The organism is Paenibacillus urinalis (assembly GCF_028747985.1).
GTDB classification, from domain to species: domain Bacteria; phylum Bacillota; class Bacilli; order Paenibacillales; family Paenibacillaceae; genus Paenibacillus; species Paenibacillus urinalis.
Genome location: NZ_CP118108.1, coordinates 3,702,565 through 3,721,887 on the forward strand (window position 1 = coordinate 3,702,565; position 19,323 = coordinate 3,721,887).

19 protein-coding genes, 1 pseudogene and 1 riboswitch are annotated in these 19,323 nt (G+C 46.2%); all 20 genes and pseudogenes read right to left on the reverse strand.

What is annotated here, in order from left to right:
• Positions 1–166: 166 nt before the first annotated feature.
• Positions 167–610, reverse strand: a pseudogene (locus PUW25_RS17060) (collagen-like repeat preface domain-containing protein); the annotation flags it as partial.
• A 200-nt stretch (positions 611–810) separates the two neighbouring features.
• Positions 811–2,268 (reverse strand): ATP-binding protein, encoded by a 1,458-nt coding sequence (locus PUW25_RS17065; RefSeq protein ID WP_047911108.1) that lies wholly within the window; start codon positions 2,266–2,268, stop codon positions 811–813.
• Positions 2,269–2,985 (reverse strand): response regulator transcription factor, encoded by a 717-nt coding sequence (locus PUW25_RS17070; RefSeq protein ID WP_076312917.1) that lies wholly within the window; start codon positions 2,983–2,985, stop codon positions 2,269–2,271. It lies immediately after the preceding gene.
• Positions 2,986–3,072: 87 nt separating this feature from the next.
• Entirely contained in the window at positions 3,073–4,341 is a 1,269-nt protein-coding gene (ccsA, locus tag PUW25_RS17075; protein ID WP_047911106.1) for a cytochrome c biogenesis protein CcsA, read from the reverse strand.
• Complete coding sequence (gene resB, locus PUW25_RS17080) at positions 4,338–6,014, reverse strand: cytochrome c biogenesis protein ResB (RefSeq protein WP_047911105.1); 1,677 nt, start codon at positions 6,012–6,014, stop codon at positions 4,338–4,340. Before resB ends, ccsA begins: the two co-directional genes overlap by 4 nt.
• A 24-nt stretch (positions 6,015–6,038) precedes the next feature.
• Positions 6,039–6,566 carry a redoxin domain-containing protein gene (locus PUW25_RS17085; RefSeq protein ID WP_047911104.1) on the reverse strand — a complete coding sequence of 176 codons (528 nt, stop codon included), beginning with the start codon at positions 6,564–6,566 and terminating at the stop codon, positions 6,039–6,041.
• A gap of 208 nt (positions 6,567–6,774) precedes the next feature.
• A complete protein-coding gene (locus PUW25_RS17090) occupies positions 6,775–7,524 on the reverse strand; it encodes a pseudouridine synthase (protein WP_047911103.1) in 750 nt (249 codons plus the stop codon).
• 134 nt (positions 7,525–7,658) lie between these two features.
• Positions 7,659–8,192: a spore maturation protein gene (locus PUW25_RS17095; protein WP_047911102.1), complete on the reverse strand. Its 534-nt coding sequence runs from the start codon at positions 8,190–8,192 to the stop codon at positions 7,659–7,661.
• A gap of 6 nt (positions 8,193–8,198) precedes the next feature.
• Positions 8,199–8,846 (reverse strand): nucleoside recognition domain-containing protein, encoded by a 648-nt coding sequence (locus PUW25_RS17100; RefSeq protein WP_274337319.1) that lies wholly within the window; start codon positions 8,844–8,846, stop codon positions 8,199–8,201.
• A 34-nt stretch (positions 8,847–8,880) separates the two neighbouring features.
• The gene (locus PUW25_RS17105; protein ID WP_274337320.1) at positions 8,881–10,074 is read right to left on the reverse strand and encodes a D-alanyl-D-alanine carboxypeptidase family protein; all 1,194 of its coding nucleotides are present in this window, start codon (positions 10,072–10,074) and stop codon (positions 8,881–8,883) included.
• 119 nt (positions 10,075–10,193) lie between these two features.
• Entirely contained in the window at positions 10,194–10,652 is a 459-nt protein-coding gene (ytfJ, locus tag PUW25_RS17110; RefSeq protein WP_205052726.1) for a GerW family sporulation protein, read from the reverse strand.
• A gap of 104 nt (positions 10,653–10,756) precedes the next feature.
• Positions 10,757–11,455: a DUF2953 domain-containing protein gene (locus tag PUW25_RS17115; RefSeq protein WP_274337321.1), complete on the reverse strand. Its 699-nt coding sequence runs from the start codon at positions 11,453–11,455 to the stop codon at positions 10,757–10,759.
• Positions 11,456–11,579: 124 nt separating this feature from the next.
• Positions 11,580–12,215 (reverse strand): SMC-Scp complex subunit ScpB, encoded by a 636-nt coding sequence (gene scpB, locus PUW25_RS17120; RefSeq protein WP_274337322.1) that lies wholly within the window; start codon positions 12,213–12,215, stop codon positions 11,580–11,582.
• Positions 12,184–12,981 carry a segregation and condensation protein A gene (locus PUW25_RS17125; RefSeq protein WP_256702822.1) on the reverse strand — a complete coding sequence of 266 codons (798 nt, stop codon included), beginning with the start codon at positions 12,979–12,981 and terminating at the stop codon, positions 12,184–12,186. The genes scpB and PUW25_RS17125 overlap by 32 nt, the downstream gene beginning before the upstream one ends.
• A gap of 91 nt (positions 12,982–13,072) precedes the next feature.
• Positions 13,073–13,540: a 6,7-dimethyl-8-ribityllumazine synthase gene (gene ribH / locus PUW25_RS17130; protein WP_047911095.1), complete on the reverse strand. Its 468-nt coding sequence runs from the start codon at positions 13,538–13,540 to the stop codon at positions 13,073–13,075.
• Positions 13,541–13,580: 40 nt separating this feature from the next.
• Positions 13,581–14,825, reverse strand: coding sequence for a bifunctional 3,4-dihydroxy-2-butanone-4-phosphate synthase/GTP cyclohydrolase II (locus tag PUW25_RS17135; protein ID WP_274337323.1), 1,245 nt, complete (start codon positions 14,823–14,825; stop codon positions 13,581–13,583).
• Between the two features lie 33 nt (positions 14,826–14,858).
• The gene (gene ribE / locus PUW25_RS17140; RefSeq protein ID WP_205052722.1) at positions 14,859–15,530 is read right to left on the reverse strand and encodes a riboflavin synthase; all 672 of its coding nucleotides are present in this window, start codon (positions 15,528–15,530) and stop codon (positions 14,859–14,861) included.
• Positions 15,531–15,551: 21 nt separating this feature from the next.
• Positions 15,552–16,652 (reverse strand): bifunctional diaminohydroxyphosphoribosylaminopyrimidine deaminase/5-amino-6-(5-phosphoribosylamino)uracil reductase RibD, encoded by a 1,101-nt coding sequence (gene ribD, locus PUW25_RS17145; protein WP_047911092.1) that lies wholly within the window; start codon positions 16,650–16,652, stop codon positions 15,552–15,554.
• A gap of 226 nt (positions 16,653–16,878) precedes the next feature.
• Positions 16,879–17,024: riboswitch (FMN riboswitch) on the reverse strand.
• Between the two features lie 233 nt (positions 17,025–17,257).
• Entirely contained in the window at positions 17,258–17,692 is a 435-nt protein-coding gene (locus PUW25_RS17150) for a peptidylprolyl isomerase (protein ID WP_047911091.1), read from the reverse strand.
• Between the two features lie 216 nt (positions 17,693–17,908).
• Positions 17,909–19,240, reverse strand: a complete 1,332-nt coding sequence (gene lysA, locus PUW25_RS17155; RefSeq protein WP_274337324.1) for a diaminopimelate decarboxylase — start codon at positions 19,238–19,240, stop codon at positions 17,909–17,911.
• Positions 19,241–19,323: the final 83 nt, after the last annotated feature.

Here is a 19,323-nt window from a genome sequence, read left to right on the forward strand (position 1 = left end):
CCGTCTCAGTTAAGCCTGGAGGCCCTGCAGGACCAGCCGGTCCCGGAATACCTTGTGAGCCTGCTGGTCCGGGAACACCCGGCGGCCCTGGTGGTCCTTGGGGTCCAGGTGGTCCGGCAGCTCCTTGGCCACCGCCGCCTAAGCCTTCAGAAGCTGTGGTCAGTGCTACTCCCGTAGCTCTTATAATACCAACCAATCGGTCCTTCTCTTCAGGTAGGATGAGCAGCAGCAAAGTAATTTCTAACAAGTCATCCAACAGGTCTTGTAAATTAATGATGGTGTTCAATTTAACGAAAGGCGTTACCTCTGAACTGGCAATGGTGAGCTCCAGAATAGACTGTAATTGTGCCTTTACGACGCCAGGAAATGAAGAATTGTTGACAAATTGCAGTAGATCCCGCAAAGTTCGCTGAAGAGCAGATATGTTCAATATAATCGACTGTGATATGGCAGCCGGAGCTGTTTTTTGTAAAGCGGTCAAGAGCTGACTGTAACGCTCTAATTCATCCAGCCGCATCGAAATCCCGACAAAACGGTCATTAGAAGCGTCGCCATCAGGGCCTCTTCCCAGAAGTGACCGAATACTGACTCGTTTGCGTTTCTTTGACATTATTCACAACCTCCTTACTTCATTTCTATGACGTATTTCTCCAACACTTACCTACACATACTGCTCTGAATATATTCGGCAAAATCAAAAATGTTCCACGATAAACAAGATTAATCTCTATTGTTCAACAAAAAAAGCACCCTATAAGGGTGCTTCATACGATGCATGTACTATATTTCGAATATAAATGACCTAATGATCTAAGCTTTATGATGCAGAACTGCCTTCACAGGAAGAAGAAGTCGGAACTCTGTACCTTCCCCAGGGATGCTGTCGACCTCAATCGTTCCTTGATGTGCATCAACAATATGCTTTACGATCGCCAGCCCGAGACCCGTACCTCTGCCTACATCCCGCACTCTCGCTTTGTCTGCTTTGTAGAAGCGTTCAAAGATAAAGGGAAGATCATCACGTGGAATGCCTTTACCTTCATCCTTAATTCGAATTTCGATAAAGCTTGCATTCATCTGTTTCGCCATAATTTGAATCCTTTTATCGGATGGTGTGTGTCTAAATGCATTATCAAGCAGATTCGTGAATACTTGCTCCAGCTTGTCTTCATCTGCCGCTTCCAGGACAAGGCTCTCATCCGGATGAGTATAGTCTAAGATTAGTCCTTGTTCCTTGGCCGCTACGCTGAACTTCCGATACACTCTCTCCAGCATTTGATTCAAATCAATTTTTTGCAAGTTAATATCTGTATGTCCAGCTTCCATACGAGCTAAATCCAGTAAGTCCTTAACCAATCTGCCCATCCGCAGCGATTCATCATGTATAACCTGTAACAGCTCTTCACTTTCCTTGGGGGAGGCTGCCATACCGTCCAGCAGAGCCTCGCTGTATCCCTGAATCATGGAAAGGGGAGTTCGAATTTCATGCGAAATGTTTGCAATAAAATCACTCCGCATTTTTTCCAAATGGGCTTCTTCTGTCACATCACGAAGCACCGCCACAGCACCTCTGCTACCCTGCTCGACGTGCAGAGGCGCCATTTGGATTGACCATACACTCTGCTTCACATGAACCTCAGCACTCTGGTCCTGACCTTCAGTAACTACGGAATAAAATAAAGGTCTGAGCGGTGGAGGAACATCCTGAATGTTCGAAAAAGGATGAACCTGGGAGGCAAATTTCTCATCTGCCTCAGTCCAGTCAATACCCTGCCATACCGACATCACTTTTGCTCCAGGAGGATTGGTCGAGATCAGCCTTCCTTCTCCATCGAAGGATACGACGGCATCGGTCATACTCCGAAGGACACTTGCCACACGCTCCTTCTCATGATTCAGATTCCGGATCGTATCCTCCAGCTCATCAGCCATATGATTAAATGTACTCGCAAGCTCACCGATTTCGTCACTCGTTACAAGAGACAGTCTTGTCCCATAGTTGCCTTTGCGGATATCATTCGTGGCTTGAATAAGCTGCTGCATAGGCTGCGTAATTTTGGTGAATAGAAACAGCGCAAAGAACGTTGTCAAGCTAAACCCAATGATACACACAAGCACAAACATTCTTTTGATCTCACCGGATTCATCCGCCGAAAAATTAATGTCGATATAAGGGAGCAGGAACACCCCTAATGTCATTAGGACACAGGCGACGAGCAAAATAATCGTATACCATAGCTTTCCAACGAGTGATTTCCAAAAGTTCACTTATTTCGGAACCTCCAATTTATAGCCAACGCCCCACACCGTTGTGATCATGGAAGCCGCTTCAGGAGAGACGCGATTTAATTTTTCGCGCAGACGTTTAACATGAGTATCTACGGTACGAAGATCTCCGAAAAATTCATAATTCCAAACATCCTTCAAGAGGTCCTCACGTGAGAATACCTTGTCCGGAGAAATGGCCAAATAGTGAAGCAGCTCATATTCTTTGGGTGTTAAGCTGATCTCTTCGCCGTTCGCTGTAACCCGGTGGGCATCATGCTCAATCAGAAGGTGTGGAAACACGATGTTATTGCTCGAGTTGTTCTCCTTGGATAGATAAGCTGTTTCAGATGAACGGCGAAGAATCGCCTTGACTCTGTATATCACTTCCCGTGGACTGAAGGGCTTGACCACATAATCGTCTGCTCCGACTTCAAATCCTTGGACTCTGTTAATCTCTTCACCCTTTGCTGTCAGCATAAGTACCGGAGTTGACTTGGCTTGCCGCAGCCGGGTACACACTTCAATTCCGTCGATACCAGGCAGCATAACATCAAGCAGAATCAAACCATAATCTTCAGATGTCGCTTTATGTAGCGCCGTTTCTCCATCCTCAGCTTCGTCGATCTCATAGCCTTCCTTCTCCAAATACATCTTTAACAATCTTCTAATTCTTTCTTCGTCATCGACGACCAATATTCGGTTCTCATGTTCTGCCATTAGCAAGATTCGCCCCACTTTCCCAAAATCCAGTCTCCGTAGTATGCGCTAGTTGAATGTACAATATATAAAATGACGGTGATTGTATTATTCTGTTCCTGCATAGGAGTGGAGACCTGAGATAATTAAATTCACGCCAACTAATGTAAACATCACAATTAAAAATCCGATCACTGCAAGCCACGCTGAATTTCTTCCCTGCCACCCTTTTGACAGACGCAGATGCAGATAAGCACTATAATACAGCCATGTAATCAAAGCCCAGACTTCTTTAGGGTCCCATCCCCAGAAACGTCCCCATGCGATCTCAGCCCATATCATAGCGAATATGAGTGCTCCGAGCGTAAAGATCGGGAAGCCAATCGCAATAGCACGGTAACTAATCTCATCCAGATCATCCGGATCAATATCTTTCAAATGAGGACTGATCGCTCGTCCTAGAGGTTTGCGAACGATAAGTCGCAGCAATCCATATAAAACAAGACCAGAAACAACTGACCATATCACTGTATTAAGCTTGCGTCCTGCATTAACACCATTCATCCAGGAAGGAGCTTCAAATAAAGGTTCCTTCATTCCAAGGAATGATGTGTAGCTCTCGGTTTCACTATTGTATGGTGCCACAATCGGCGGCATATGATAAATTACTTTTTCTATTGTACTATTATCGGTCCCCCCAGTGTCAACGTCAGCCACTTCCTGCTGCGTGAAGACCGCCTCATATCCACTAGCCCGAAATGCAAACACGGTACCGATAAAGCCTATTACAATAATAATAACAATCAGCGTGAATTCAACCCATCCTTGCTGTTTCTTATCAGATTTCGCAGAACTGTCAAATTTAACGGTCCGCAATAGATACATAAGACCTGCCGCAAATCCAACGGCGAAAAAGGACTCTCCAAGCGCCGCTAGAGTAACATGAATATTAAGCCAAATCGACTGCAAGGAAGGAACAAGCGGCTGAACCTCCTGTGGAAATACGGCTGCATAGGCCATTAAGATAATGGTAATCGGAAGTGCAAACAGTCCCAGAAGCGGTGTTTTGTATATCGCAAACAAGACAATAAAAGCGATGATGACCATCATTGACAAGAAGGACATAAACTCATACATATTACTCACGGGAATATGCCCCGCACCAACCCAACGTGTAAAGAAGTAGATCAGTTGGGCCACGAGTGCAATCGAGGTCGTAATCAGTCCAATTTTACCCCATTTTTTCACATGGACGATTGGATCCCGGTTGCTGAATTTACGGCCCATAATGGCAATCGCATATACAATAAACGCAGCACAATATAAGAAAAATGAGATCAGAAACGCATTGCTGCTAAGATCGAGTAAGTTATTCACGCTTTGTTTCCTCCGTTATCCAAGAGTTTTTCGTCAACGATAATATCTAGCTGCTGTAGCACATCCGCTACCTCACGCCTTAAACCAAACCAGTTCTTGTTCGTATGTGCACCCAGCACGAGAGTTCCGTTATCTATTCGAATCCATACTCTCCGATGCTGCCAGTAGAATCCGAGAACCAGACCAAGCATCACAATGGAAGCTCCGACCCATACAAACGGCATCGCCTTATCAATTCGTATATTCAAATATGAGGTCGATTCGATAATATCCACATTTTCCATTCCATCCACATTCAGCTCAAGGGGCATACTGCCACCGTTAAGACGTTCGTTAATCACATCTTGCTGGAAGCGCTCCTTATCAATTTCGAGTGGAAAATATAAATACTGTATCCCTTCTTCCGGAAGGTCAGGACCGGTAATGGCGAATAAAAAGGCCGGCGCGTTCGGATTCGGTGACTTAGAGACGGGTACTCCTTCATCATTCAGTCCAAAATCCATGTACTTCTCTTTCAGTGTTAGTGAATAAGGACCTGCCTCAAAATGCTGCTCCGGATTCTGCATATCCAATTGAATCTTTCCGTAGGAAATTCCAGTGTCAAGATCGATGACCTCAGGAGATACGGAGCGAAGGATCGGCGTAAGGTCAAAGTCATATTGATAAGCCTTTAAGCCCTCATAATCCAGCGGGTCGTTAACTCTTATAAAGTGATGCGTGACCTCTTGAAGCTGAGGCGTCCTGGATGGATCCGTACAATCCGCAGTGCACTCGTACAATTTAGCTTCCGTCTCAAACAGCTTAGGAACAATCCTGCCAAGATTCCTGAACTCCTCTGGTGTTTCTTCCTCCGAGTAATACTCCACTCTAAAATCAATGTTCTCAAGATATAGAGTGGTATCAGGAATGTTCTTGATCTCCCCTTGCGGAAACGAAATATGCTCGTCCATATGCAGTCCAGGCAGTCCTCTGGCAAGAACAGCCAGCAGGAAGATGATCAGACCAATATGAATGACGTAAGGTCCCCAGCGGCTAAATCGATATTTCTCAGCAAGCAATGCAGAGCCGTCTGTTTTTACTCGATAGCCTTTCTTTTTGAGCGGCGCAACCGCTTTCTTAATCCATTCTTCTGCTTCCTCATCTGGAAACGCAGTTTGGTATGTAACCCTCTGCCTGGTTAAGAATTGAATATGCTTCGGAATACGCTGTTTGCTCAATGCCTTGTATAGCGGTAGTACCCGATCTAAGCTGCATATAACTAATGAAGCTCCGATCATAACCAGCAGCAGAATAAACCACCAGGATTCGTATGTATGAGACAAGCCAAGTGAATAATAAATATGCCCGAGTGTTCCGTATGTCTCTTTGTAATACACGGAAGGGTCCATATTGATAAACGCATTTTCCTGCGGATAAATAGTCCCCAGCATGGCTCCGAGCAAAGTGATTACAATCAGATAGATAGCTACTTTGACGGAGGAGAAGAAATTCCAGACGAGATCAATGATAGTCGGATCGCTCTTCTGTGAACGTCTGGCTATCCCGTCATACCGCATTTCCAGCGGTTCTCTCGACTCAAGATCCTCCTGGTGCTGAGGCTTGCCGCATGCTTCACAGAGCACTGTTCCTACTGGATTCTGATGGCCGCATTCACATTTTGTATTTTGGATCATGATGTCTCAAATCCCCCTGTTTGCTCAGTTTGAATTCACCAGTTGCTGGATATGATACTCGAGCGTGTCTAAATTCAGCTGACCTTCAAATATTTCGGAGATCTTTCCATCCTTGGAAACAAAGAAAGTGGAGGGCATTGGACCCACAGCAAAACGGCTTGTCGCGATCTTTTTCTCATCGTACATAATCGGAAAATCAACCCCAACCTGACGCACAAAATTGTTAACCGTCATCTTATCTTCACCTACATTGATACCGATAAAGGCAACTCCCTGCTCTTTCCATTTCTCCCACTGCTCCTGCAGTGCCGGCATCTCATCAACACAGGGCTCACACCAGGTTCCCCAGAAATTAATGACCATCGGCTGACCTTCGAATTGATCCAGCTTGTGAACCGCTTCATCTATGCCCAACAGTTCGAAATCAGGAACCGAATCCCCTACAACAGGCTTGCCATCCGATTTGGCTGTAGAAGAGAATATTGCATAAGCACCTAAAATGACAATGAATATCAAAATAACAACCTGAACGGTTCTCTTTGATCTCCCCATCGTAAATACTCTCCTTTTATGACAATCTTGTCCAATTCAACTTCTAGCCTAATTATAACGAAAATTGTCACAAATCTGCGTCTGTTTTTTGAAAATTATGTGTCTTGAAATGATTAGAGTGGAATGAACACAAAAAAAGAACTAAAGCATCAAGTTATCTGCACTTTAGTTCTTTCTCGTCGTTATCTATGTGGCTGCTATTTTGTTGTTATCTGCGTGATTTCTTCTTGGAAGGATCGGATTTGGCCGCCTGAAGAAGATTATTGATCTCCTCTGCTGTCAGGTGACGATATAAGCCCCGCTTCAAATTCTGCAGCAGCAGCCCTCCGAAGGAGATCCGCTTCAGTCTAGTCACGGGATGATTGATCGCTTCAAACATCCGTCTAACCTGACGGTTTCTTCCTTCATGAATCGTAATTTGAATAACAGCCTCGTTCTTCTCCGTATCTACATCCTTGTACTCCACTTCAGCCGGAGAAGTCATCCCGTCCTCAAGCATAATTCCATCACGGAGCTTGTCCAGCGATGTACCGTGCGGTACTCCCTTAACCGTCGCCAGATAGGTCTTCGGCACATGGTGCTTCGGATGTGTCAGCAAATGAGCAAACTCACCATCGTTTGTAAGCAGTAGAAGCCCTTCTGTATCGTAATCAAGTCGGCCTACAGGGTAGACGCGCTCCTTGATTCCCTTAAGATAATCCGAAACAATCTTTCTCCCCTCAGGATCAGAAGCACTTGTGATGACACCTTTGGGTTTATTCATGATCAGGTATATCTTCTTCTCACTTCGAATCGGCTTGCCGTTCACCGTAATGATATCTTCATCGGGATTTGCCTTCGTACCCAGCTCAGTCACAACTTCTCCATTCACTTCTACTTTGCCGGACAGTATGAGCTCTTCGCTCTTGCGTCTGGAAGCAATTCCCGCCTGTGCGATAATTTTTTGTAATCTCTCCATTTTAAATAAGTCACCTCAGGGATTAATGATACCCATCAGACAGAGAAATAACAAGGTCAAGGACAGGAAAATAGCCCCTGAATCTCTCATCCGTTGTATGAGAGGTATTCAGAAGGCCATTTATTAAGCAGCAATTATCCAAATACGAGCAGACAAATCGTGATGGCAGCCACAAATCCAACAATATCGGAGAACAATCCTACCTTTAGGGCATATCTGCCATTCCGTATTCCAACGGCTCCAAAATATACGGTTAATACATAAAGTGTCGTGTCCGTACTGCCTTGGATGGTGGAAGCAATACGGCCAATCATAGAGTCAGGGCCATGCGTTTGAATCAGGTCTGTCGTAAAAGCAAGGGAGCCGGTCCCTGTTAACGGTCTAAGTATGCCCAGCGGAAGCACCTCGGGAGGAACACCCATCCACTGAAACAGAGGTGCTATGAGCCCTATAAAAAAATCCAGTGCGCCTGATGCCCGAAATACACTGATGGCTACCATCATAGCGACCAAGCTTGGAATGATCGATATCGCCGTGCCGAAGCCTTCCTTTGCCCCATCGACAAATGATTCGTATACTGGCACTTTTCGGAAATAGGCATATACAGGAATGAAGGCAATCATGACAGGTATCGCCCATGTCGAAATGAGATTAATAAAGGACAACATGTAAGCTCACCCTTTCGAGGATGATTCAATGATCGGCTTATTGAGGCGGTTTTTTGGAGGTGATGGTGCCTTAGGTGTCGGTGTTCTGCTTCGGAAATATCGATCTGCTGCGATAGCCGCAAATGTAGCAATTGCTGTCGCCATCAGTGTCGTGCCTACAATTTCAGCGGGATTAGCCGAATGATAGTTCAGACGAATCGCAATCAGGGTGGTCGGAATAATGGTGATACTTGCTGTATTCAGAGCCAGTAAGGTACACATGGCCGGACTGGCTGTCGTTTTGTCCGGATTCAGCTCCTGAAGCTGCTGCATCGCTTTAATCCCCATGGGTGTCGCTGCGTTTCCGAGTCCAAACAGGTTAGCGCTCATATTGGATAAGATATATCCCATTGCCGGATGCTGCTTCGGCACATCCGGGAACAGATAAGATACAATGGGACCTAGAAGCTTCGCTACTTTACTCAGCAGACCGGAGTCCTCCGCGATCTTCGTCATCCCCATCCAGAATACGAGAACGCTGATCAATCCGAAGCATACGGTAACCCCCGTCGCTGCCCCATCAAAAGCCGCCTGGGTGACAAGCTCAATATTCCCCTTCGCTGCGGCAAATACAAATCCGATAACGATCATGGCAAGCCAAATCAGGTTAATCATCGGCGATCCCTCCCACTTCGATCACTTGCTCCTTCTAATTAAAGAGCTGGTCAAGCACTCTCTTTAGAGAGCCGAACAGGGAATTCTCTTTTAACTGATCATAAGGAAGCGCAATAGTTTCTGCTGCTTTGTCCTTTGGAATAAAGCTGCCTTTTTCATAGACCGGAACCTCACCGATCTTCACACCATTCAATGAAAATTCAATTCGGCCCTTCAGGCCAAAATTGGCGTCTGCCGTTTCACTCCGAGACTCTGATTCCGACCGCTGATTGTAGAGCACCAGCTTGGTTCGAACCTCACCGGTCTCTCCTGCCAGCAGTGGATATTTGAACGCATTCCCTGTAATATACTCGTACTGCTGAATGGATTGTCCCTTGGCTGCCAGTTCGTTCAGTGGATAATGCTCAAAGCCGTAATCCAGCATACTCGCATGATCATTCCAATCATTACCATCATTTAATGTAACAGCGACCAGCTGCTGTCCATTGCGTGTTGCAGAGCTTACGAGACAGCGCAAAGCCTTTTTGGTATATCCGGTCTTCACTCCATCTGCACCTTCATACAATCGAAGCATTTTATTTTTATTGTGCCAATCATAGTCCCAGGATTCTTCGGGATTAGGGGCTTTGTGTTCCGGTGTTGCTACAATCCGCTTAAAATCCACGTTATGCAGTGCATAAGCAGTCAGCTTGGCCATATCCTCAGCCGTTGAATAATGGCCTTCATCATCCAGCCCATGCGGATTTCTAAACTGGCTATGTACAAGTCCGATCTCGTCAGCCTTCTTATTCATCAGATATACAAAGCCTTCCTCTGAACCTCCAATATGCTCTGCGATGGCCGTTGCGGCATCGTTGCCTGATCGAAGCATCAAGCCAAAGAGCATATTCTCAAGCGTCATCTTTTCTCCTAGTTTCAAGTACAGCGACGAGCCTTCTTTGCCGGCTGCATTTTTACTAACTGTAACCGTACTCTTCAAATCCCCTTGCTCAATCGCCACGATTGCGGTCATGATTTTGGTCAAACTGGCAATTCGCATCTCCTTCTCTCCATCTTTGCTGTAAAGGATTCGGCCTGAGGTTACATCAATGAGAGCGGCTGTCTGTGCATGAGTACTGAGCATAGGAGCTTCAACATGACCAGGTTTATGGTCAGCATGAGCTGTAAATGGTAAGGTAAATAACGAGAATACCAAAGGCAATATAGTCATTTTTTTAAACAGATTCATTTGCTTCCCTCCGGGTCCTTCGATTCAACTTGTACTATTCTATGTATGGACAGGCGGAAGTATGTCCAACAAAAAGTCCCCTCCTGTAGGCGTATGCCTCGGAAGGGACTCATCTTCTTTTACACTTCGTAAGTTGGAGCTGTAGATCCTGCCATTCCTGAACCCGCATTGTTCTTCTGGAAGATGCTCTGAATTTGATCGATGACCTGAGGTGCAGAATCAATGATCTTCTCAAACAGATGAGTTTGATTATCTAGAGGAACAATGTGTACGCCCTGCTTACCGACAACAAGAAATGCGATAGGCCGGATCGATACACCTCCGCCGCTGCCGCCTCCGAACGGGTTAGCCTTGGAAGCGGAATTTCCACTGCTGTTGCTGCTCTTAGATTCCGCTTCAGCATCGAGATGAAAATCACTTCCTCCTGCTGCAAAGCCAAATCCAACACGGCTGATTGGCAGTATTACAGTGCCATCCGGTGTCTCAACTGCATCACCTACGATGGTGTTAACATCGACCATCGCCTTGATGTTTTCCATCGCTGTTTTCATTAATCCTTGAATTGGATGATCCGACATGATAAATTGCCTCCTTCTAACAATGGTTTGACAACTATAGGTTTCCCAAGGTACAGGAGCAGTATGTGCAAAAAGCGGACTGGAAATTAAAATATTTTCTATGACTAAGCCTCTTCCTCTAAATCTCTGCGCCAGGCCATAATACCTCCATGAGCTTCAGCTAACCGCTTGGTGAGCATATTGCTGAGCCTCATCGCTTTGGCAAAGCGAATACAGGCTCTTATTTCAAAATCCGTCTTCAGATCCCATTGTTCTGTCCAATTCGGCGATATATCAAGCTGCGGCATCTCCAGAAGCCTCACCTTGTGAGACAACCAGCCGAGAAGCGTATTTTTGATCCCCCACAAGATACCTGTAGCAACAGAAGTCAATACAACATCCTCTGTCCCTATACGAGTATTCCATCTGAGCTGCAGGATTCGAATCGATGCAAAAGGAGCCGTATCCCATATTTTCAGAGCATAAGCACTCTTGAGCAAAGCTAAGAACTGATGCCATATCCCCTTTTTCCCATGCTTCTCATCAGGCAATACCGATTCTTTTTGCTCATTGCTGCCATTCAGCTGATCTGACATGGCACCCTCAAGCTTCTTAAGCAGCTTGGCTTTGAGCTCCTGAATCTTCTGTTCGGGGACTTCCTTGGTCATTCGGAGAATTCCGTACAGCATTTTGAGCTGAACATGAACCTCCTGCTTATTATTTGCAGACTTCACAACCAGATGGATATGTATTCTTGATACAAGTACGAGCACAATAAGTAGAATGATAACGAACAGTATGCCTGCCCCAATCCAGATCCACACGAGTCTTCCCCCTGATATATGTAAAATTAAAAACTCCTCAATAGTATGTTCTTAATTATGGAAACCATGCGAACCATTTGGACATAAAAAAAACGATGCCCTCTCAAGGACATCGATTCTACCACTATTCCACTTTATTACGCTCATTGTCAACCAGAGCTTCACCAGAAGGCTCTTCTTCAAACATGTTCTGTCCCAGCTTGCCGAACAAGAGCTGTGTCTCTTCTTCGAGCGGGTCAGCATCTTCGAATACAGCCGGCTCAGGCAAATCTTTAATCGTGCCAAGACCAAAATAATCGAGGAAGGCTTTCGTTGTGCCATATAAAATAGGGCGGCCGATGGCATCAGCTCGTCCAACCTCTTGAATCAAATCCTTGCTTGTTAAAGTATGAAGTGCCCGTTCTGCCTTAACTCCGCGGATCTCTTCAATCTCCACTCTCGTTATCGGCTGCCGGTAAGCAATAATGGATAACGTTTCAAGTGCGGCTTGAGAGAGTGAGGATCTGGAAGGGGAATAAGCAAGCTTCTCAAAATAAACAGCATGCTCAGGCAAGGTTCCCATCTGGTAGTTTCCTGCAATTTTTAATATCTGCAGTCCTCTTCCCTGCTTGGTATATTCCCTTTTCAGTTCCTCAAGCGCATCAGTTACGACTTCTGGACGCTGATCGACAATTTCGGAGAGCTGCTTGACACCTAGTCCTTCTTCACCCGATAAGAATAACAAGCCCTCAATAATCGACTTCAATGCCGGAAAGTCCATCGCTTTCTTTTTCCCCTCTCCACTCCATCACGATATCTTCAAACAATCGTTCCTGGTAACATACAATTTGTTTCATTTTCATTAATTCCAAAATAGCCAAAAAAGTAACAACAATCTCTTGGCGATACATGTCCTCATTCAGTAGCTTGGAGAACAGCATTTTACTGCCATACCCTTTACGTCCAAGCGTCCCCGCTACATCCCGGATCCGATCTTTTACCGATATTTCATCACGATGAATCCTAGCCACCGTCGTATTTCTTGCAGCCCGGCTGAGTGCCTTCTGAAAGGCTGTAATCAAATCCGCTGTATGCAGCCCTTCAACCGGATTCGACGGTTCATGATGAACATAAGGCGTTAGATCCTCCGGCTCTTTAGAGAAAATAAGACTACGAACCGATTCCCGTTCATGCAGATGACGCGCGATGCTCTTGAATTTTCGGTATTCAATAAGCTTCTGAACCAATTCGGCACGAGGGTCTTCATCCTCTTCCTCCATGAAATGATCGTCTTCAAATTCAAGAAACACAGGAGGCTTGGGCAGCAATATTTTACTCTTGATCGCAAGAAGAGTAGCTGCCATCACCAAAAATTCGCTTGTAATATCAAGCTCCAGCTCCTGCATGGAGTGAATATAATCCATATATTGATCCGTTATTCGGCTGATCGGTATATCCTGGATGTCAATCTCATGTTTGTCAATCAAATGTAATAGAAGGTCCAGCGGGCCTTCAAACGATTCAAGCTTATAAGTCACAACCGTCAATGGACGCATCCTCCCGCTAATGTTACAAAATACGTAAAGCCCTGCCCCGGCTAAGAGAAGCCTGAGTACAGGGCTTTATATTAACTAAGCACTATTTTAGCTGTTTCGTCAAGTTTGCCATCTCAATTGCTGCTACGGCAGCGTCCCAGCCTTTATTTCCTGCTTTTGTTCCAGAGCGCTCAATCGCCTGTTCAATATTTTCTGTAGAAACCAGTCCAAATATGGTCGGCACGCCTGTCTTCAGGTTAATTGCAGCGACCCCCTTGGCCATTTCATTACAAACATAATCATAATGCGTTGTAGAGCCGCGGATGACAGTGGCGAGTGTAATCACCGCATCATATTTGCCGCTCTCGGCCATTTTTTGAGCAATCAAAGGAATCTCAAACGCTCCTGGAACCCAAGCTACATCAACCTCATCATCCTGCACACCATGACGTTTGAACGCATCCAGAGACGCGGACAGCAGCTTGCTCGTTAAAAATTCATTGAAGCGTCCAACCACAACGCCATATCTTAATCCTTCGGAGACTAAATTACCTTCAAAATAGTTAGCCATTATTATTCATCTGCCCTTCTTATAATAAGTAGTATTTAACTTAAGATTTGAATTCCTGCTCGTTCTGCTCAATATCATCAAACTTCAGCATATGCCCCAGCTTGGACTGCTTGGTATGCAGATAAGAAGAATTATCTTTATTTTCTGCGATTTGAATCGGCACTCTTGAAACAACTTCGAGACCGCATCCCTCTAACCCTTTGATCTTTCGCGGGTTGTTCGTCAGCAGGTTAATCTTGCGAATTCCCAAGTCTTTGAGAATTTGCGCGCCGATGCCGTAATCTCGAAGATCAGCGGGGAAGCCCAGCTTCAGATTCGCATCCACCGTATCAAGTCCCTGCTCCTGCAGCTTGTAGGCCTTGAGCTTGTTGATGAGCCCGATCCCTCGGCCCTCCTGACGCATATATAGCAGCACGCCGCTCCCATTCTCATGAATCTGACGCAGGGCAGCTTCAAACTGTGGTCCGCAGTCACAACGATGAGAATGGAACACATCTCCGGTCAAACACTCGGAATGTACACGCACCAGAACCGGCTCATCCGTATTAAGTGTGCCTTTGACAAGAGCTACATGCTCCTTGTTATCCACTTCATTCGTATAGGCTATCGCCTGAAACTCACCAAAATCAGTCGGCATTCTCACCGAAACCTCACGAGTAACCAGCTTCTCCTTGGCGTTACGATAGGCAATCATGTCCTTGATGCTGATCAGCTTCAGATCATGCTGCTTCGCAATTTCCTTCAGATCAGGTAGTCTGGCCATGGATCCGTCTTCCTTAATGATCTCACAGATCACACCCGCAGGATAGGATCCACTCATTCTGGCAAGATCTACAGCAGCCTCTGTATGCCCAGCCCGTCTGAGCACTCCGCCCTTCTTAGCAATCAGTGGAAACATATGGCCAGGCTTTCTGAAATCCGCTCCAGTGGCTTCCGAGTCGATCAGCGCTTTGACCGTAATGGAACGTTCATGTGCCGATATTCCTGTCGTCGTAAGCTTATGATCAACGGATACCGTGAAGGCTGTGCCATGAAAATCCGTATTTTGCTGAACCATAGGTTTCAGGTCAAGCTCTTCTGCGCGTTCGTGCGTAATCGGCACACAGACAAGTCCTCTTCCCTCAGTAATCATAAAATTGATGACTTCCGGAGTGGCTTTATCCGCCAGAGCTACAAAATCACCCTCATTCTCACGGTCTTCATCATCAACGACAATGACCACTTTGCCTTGCTGCAGATCCTGAAGTGCAGCTTCTATTGTATGAAAAATGGATTCCTCATCCATGTCATTCCCCTCCTTGTTACTGCTTCATTTCTATCAGTTAAAACCGTGTGAGCTTAAAAATTCGAAGCTTAATTTCGACTTCTCACTCGTTCCAGAAGCTGGACCGGCTCCTTGTCCATACTGCAGCAAATGATTCACATATTTGCCGAGAATGTCACACTCAAGATTAACGATATCTCCAATACTACGATGAGCGAGCACAGTCTCCCCTAATGTATGCGGTATAATGGATACCGTAAAAGAGGAAGCTGTCGTGTCGACAACCGTCAAGCTGATGCCTTCAATCGTGATGGAGCCTTTCGGAATAATAAACCGGAATACATCACTGTTCACCGGCGAAATTTCGAACACGACCGCATTCTGGTCTCGGGTTATCGCAGTAATCTGTCCCGTTCCATCTACATGGCCTTGTACAATATGCCCTCCAAAACGGCCTCCGGCTGACATGGCCCGCTCAAGATTAACAGGACTGCCGCTTCCCAAATGACGTAGGGTCGTATGACGGAACGTTTCGGGCATCACATCTGCCAGGAAGCCTCCAGATTCTATAGAGGTGGCGGTTAAGCATACCCCGTTGACAGCTACACTGTCTCCGATCTTCAGATCATCCATTATTCGCTTGGCACTAATTCCAAGGACCATGGCCTCCCCTTTACGGCCAACGCTGCGAATTCGTCCAACTTCTTCAATCAGCCCAGTAAACATGGCATCCACTCCTTATCAGCCTTACGGCCACACAGGTAAACCTGTCACACAAATATTATCTCCAACGGTCTCGACTTCGAGTTTATTTAATTGAATTGCATCATTCATTCGCTCCACGCCTTCAAATCGGAAGCTGCCTGGAGTCTCATATCCTCCGACGATTTTCGGTGCAATGAACATCAGCAAGCGATCGATCAGCTTGGCCTCCAGCATCGCGCCGTTCAAGGTGCCGCCGCCTTCAAGCAATATTGAACCGATCTCCATTTCACCTAACAAGCTCATCGCTCTCAGTAGATCAACCCTCGGTCCCGGACCGCATCGGATCACTTGTACGCCATAACTTTCCAGATCCTTCTCACGATCAGCCTCCGCTTCATCTGTCGTCAGAATCACGGTTTTGGCATTTCCGTCACGAACAAGCTTTGTATCTATTGGAATTCTCAGCTTTGAATCTACGACAATCCGAATGGGACTAATTCCATCTACAGATAACCGGGTCGTTAACTCGGGATTATCAGCGATGACGGTTTCTACCCCGACCATAATTCCTTGGTGACGATGCCTAAGCATATGAATATGCTCTCTTGCTTGTTCGTTAGAAATCCATTTGCTGTCTCCACTCTTGGTTGCGATCTTTCCGTCTAACGTTGAGGCCGTCTTGAGCGTTACAAAGGGCAGGCCCGTTGTAATATATTTAATGAACTTCTCATTGAGCCGTCTGGCCCGATCTCTCAGCACGCCGACCTTGACTTCAATACCGTGTCTGCGGAGCATATCAAACCCCTTGCCTGCCACCTGCGGATTAGGGTCCTCGCAAGCGACAACCACCCTCTTGACCTTCTCACTGATCAGCCTTTCGCTGCATGGCGGTGTCTTTCCGTAGTGGCTGCAGGGCTCAAGGGTAACATAGACAGTGCTGCCCTCCGCCTCACTGCCCGCCATGTTCAAGGCATGAACCTCGGCATGGCCTGTGCCCCTTTTCAAATGGGCTCCAAGACCAACCATTCGTCCATCCTTCACGACGACACAGCCTACAACAGGATTGATACCCGTCTGTCCCTGCGCTCTTTCTGCCATATCCAGAGCAAGCGACATGTAGAATTCATCATTCATCATTTCCATCATGCTTACCTCTTTTCAGCAAAAGACATTAATTAAAAAAGCCCCTATCCGGCTAAACTGCCAGACTAGGGGCTAGAGAGTTCAATAGAAAATACAGCAGAACACTGCCGCTACCTTAAGGATATCTCTTTAAAGGTAAGGCAAATAAACCACGAGTATCATTACTGACACACAGGCAGAAGTCCTGCTGGGTACGCCAACAAATAGAGTCGTCTGTTATGTACCTATTCTCCTTCTCTCATCCAGACTATACTGTCGGTTCTGGAGTTGCACCAGATCCACCGCTAGCTTCCAGCTCACGGGTCACGGACTAAGACTTGAAGACAAGTCATCACCGCCGGTAGGGAATTTCACCCTGCCCCGAAGGATTACAGCTTATGAAACATTAGTAATAGAAAAATAGTAGCACTCCTATACTGAAAAATCAACAGCTGAGCTCTCATCCAATAATAAGAATACGCTTACTTGATTAAAAAACTTACTCTCCCTGTGTGGAATGCAGTTACATAAATTCTCGTCGAGATACTCGGCATAAAAAAACATCCCGCATATAGAATGCGGGATGTCGTAATCTGCTCTTGCTATGTCGTTACAGAGGCTTCAACTTAAGCGTCAAATACAGATACGCTCTTCATTTTGTCGCCTTGCTTCACGCCGTCAATGTACTCCATACCTTTGGTCACTTTACCAAACACAGTATGCACTCCATCCAAATGCGGCTGTGGCTCATACACGATAAAGAATTGGCTTCCGCCTGTGTTTTTGCCGGCATGTGCCATGGAGAGAACACCTTTTTCATGCTTCGTTGTGTTAGTTGCAGTTTCGCAGTCGATGGAGTATCCAGGACCACCAGTACCGTTGCCAACCGGGCATCCGCCTTGAGCTACGAAGCCTGGAATTACACGGTGAAAGCTAAGGCCGTTGTAAAAACCGCTGTTAGCCAGTTTTTCAAAGTTTGCTACTGTATTTGGTGCTTCTTCCGGCAGGAATTGAATTTCTACGGTTCCGCCATTTTCAAGTTCGATAATTCCTTTTTTCATGTGCGTCACTTCCTTCAACTATTTTCTAAGGCAGGCCATGATCCATACATAAGCCTTGTCCTTAATTCAAGCATCACTATCTGATTGTATCTACTTTGACCACAATTTGCAATTATTCGGGAGGCTGATGAGCCAGGAACCAAGTCACCTCGAACTAAAAAACACTCCCCGCAAGCTGACGTTCTAGACACAGCCTTGAGGAGAGTGCGTATAAAGTCAACTGTTAATGGTCTGTTTGCTCATTCTTGCCGGGATAATATCGTTACGCACGATATCTTCATTACTTTCACGACGGACAACGAGATCACTTTCACCGTTCTGTACGAAGACAACGGCTGGGCGACGGATCCGGTTGTAATTGCTGGCCATGGAATAGTTGTAAGCACCTGTACAGGAAACGGCGAGGAGATCACCTGATTCCACCTGAGGAAGGTCTAAATCCCAGATCAGCATATCTCCGCTCTCGCAGGCCTTACCTGCAATAGAGACAGTCTCTTCTGTTGCTTCATTAGCGCGGTTAGCCAGCATCGCTTCGTATTTCGAATCGTAGAGTGCTGGACGCGGGTTATCTGTCATACCTCCATCCACCGATACATACTTGCGTACACCAGGGATGTTCTTGATTGCACCTACCGTATACAACGTTGTACCGGCTTCCCCTACCATGCTGCGGCCCGGCTCAACCCATATTTCCGGAAGCTCTTCTGCAATCCCTGCAAAATGCAGCTTCACTCCATCCGTGATCGCCTTGACATACTGGGATACCTGAAGGGGTGTATCTCCTTCGAAATAACGGATACCAAAACCACCGCCAAGATTGACAACCGGGAACACCACATTCAGTTTACTCTTCACTTCTTTGGCAAAAGCAGCCACTCGCTCTACAGCCATTTGGAAGCCTTCCACTTCGAAGATCTGCGAACCAATGTGGGAGTGGAGTCCAAGGAGCTTCAGGTTCGGCTGCTTCACAGCCCGTTCTATTGCTTCAAGGGCGGCTCCGTTTCCGATATCAAAGCCGAATTTCGAGTCGGTTTGACCCGTGGAAATATACTCATGCGTATGAGCTTCAACACCCGGGGTTACCCGCAGCAAAATATTGACCTGTTGATTCCTCTCACCAGCCATGGCTTGAAGCATCTGCAGCTCGATCAGATTATCCACGACAAAGCAGCCGATACGGGCATCCAGCGCCATTTCAATTTCATTCGGTGTTTTGTTGTTCCCATGGAAGTGAATGCGTTCTGTCGGGAAGCCAGCCTGCAGAGCTGTATAGAGCTCTCCATCCGAGACAACGTCCAGAGACAGGCCTTCCTGCTCGGCCAGTGCGCACATCGCCGTTACGCTGAACGCCTTGCTCGCATAAGCTACCTGAAATTTCAGGCCTGAAGCTCTGAATGCGTCCATATATTCTCTAGCCCGCTTGCGGACAAGTGTTTCATCAACGATATATAGTGGAGTCCCATATTCTTCTTTGAGCTGAACTGTATCGCATCCACCAATTTCGAGATGTCCTGATTCATTAACTTTGCTAGTACCGTGTAAATACATATTCGCTAGTCCTCCACTTTTCCTGGAATGAAAAAAGATTCCATCGAACTTTTACATCAGTATAGCAGACTCTTGATTTTGTT

What these genes read in the sequence shown, in the direction of transcription:
- PUW25_RS17070 (WP_076312917.1), bottom strand. Translation starts at nt 2,985, where the DNA reads ATGGCAGAACATGAGAACCGAATATTGGTCGTCGATGACGAAGAAAGA.
- resB (WP_047911105.1), bottom strand. Translation starts at nt 6,014, where the DNA reads ATGATCCAAAATACAAAATGTGAATGCGGCCATCAGAATCCAGTAGGA.
- PUW25_RS17085 (WP_047911104.1), bottom strand. Translation starts at nt 6,566, where the DNA reads ATGGGGAGATCAAAGAGAACCGTTCAGGTTGTTATTTTGATATTCATT.
- PUW25_RS17090 (WP_047911103.1), bottom strand. Translation starts at nt 7,524, where the DNA reads ATGGAGAGATTACAAAAAATTATCGCACAGGCGGGAATTGCTTCCAGA.
- PUW25_RS17095 (WP_047911102.1), bottom strand. Translation starts at nt 8,192, where the DNA reads ATGTTGTCCTTTATTAATCTCATTTCGACATGGGCGATACCTGTCATG.
- PUW25_RS17100 (WP_274337319.1), bottom strand. Translation starts at nt 8,846, where the DNA reads ATGATTAACCTGATTTGGCTTGCCATGATCGTTATCGGATTTGTATTT.
- PUW25_RS17105 (WP_274337320.1), bottom strand. Translation starts at nt 10,074, where the DNA reads ATGAATCTGTTTAAAAAAATGACTATATTGCCTTTGGTATTCTCGTTA.
- ytfJ (WP_205052726.1), bottom strand. Translation starts at nt 10,652, where the DNA reads ATGTCGGATCATCCAATTCAAGGATTAATGAAAACAGCGATGGAAAAC.
- scpB (WP_274337322.1), bottom strand. Translation starts at nt 12,215, where the DNA reads ATGGACTTTCCGGCATTGAAGTCGATTATTGAGGGCTTGTTATTCTTA.
- ribH (WP_047911095.1), bottom strand. Translation starts at nt 13,540, where the DNA reads ATGGCTAACTATTTTGAAGGTAATTTAGTCTCCGAAGGATTAAGATAT.
- PUW25_RS17135 (WP_274337323.1), bottom strand. Translation starts at nt 14,825, where the DNA reads ATGGATGAGGAATCCATTTTTCATACAATAGAAGCTGCACTTCAGGAT.
- ribE (WP_205052722.1), bottom strand. Translation starts at nt 15,530, where the DNA reads ATGTTTACTGGGCTGATTGAAGAAGTTGGACGAATTCGCAGCGTTGGC.
- ribD (WP_047911092.1), bottom strand. Translation starts at nt 16,652, where the DNA reads ATGGAAATGATGAATGATGAATTCTACATGTCGCTTGCTCTGGATATG.
- PUW25_RS17150 (WP_047911091.1), bottom strand. Translation starts at nt 17,692, where the DNA reads ATGAAAAAAGGAATTATCGAACTTGAAAATGGCGGAACCGTAGAAATT.
- lysA (WP_274337324.1), bottom strand. Translation starts at nt 19,240, where the DNA reads ATGTATTTACACGGTACTAGCAAAGTTAATGAATCAGGACATCTCGAA.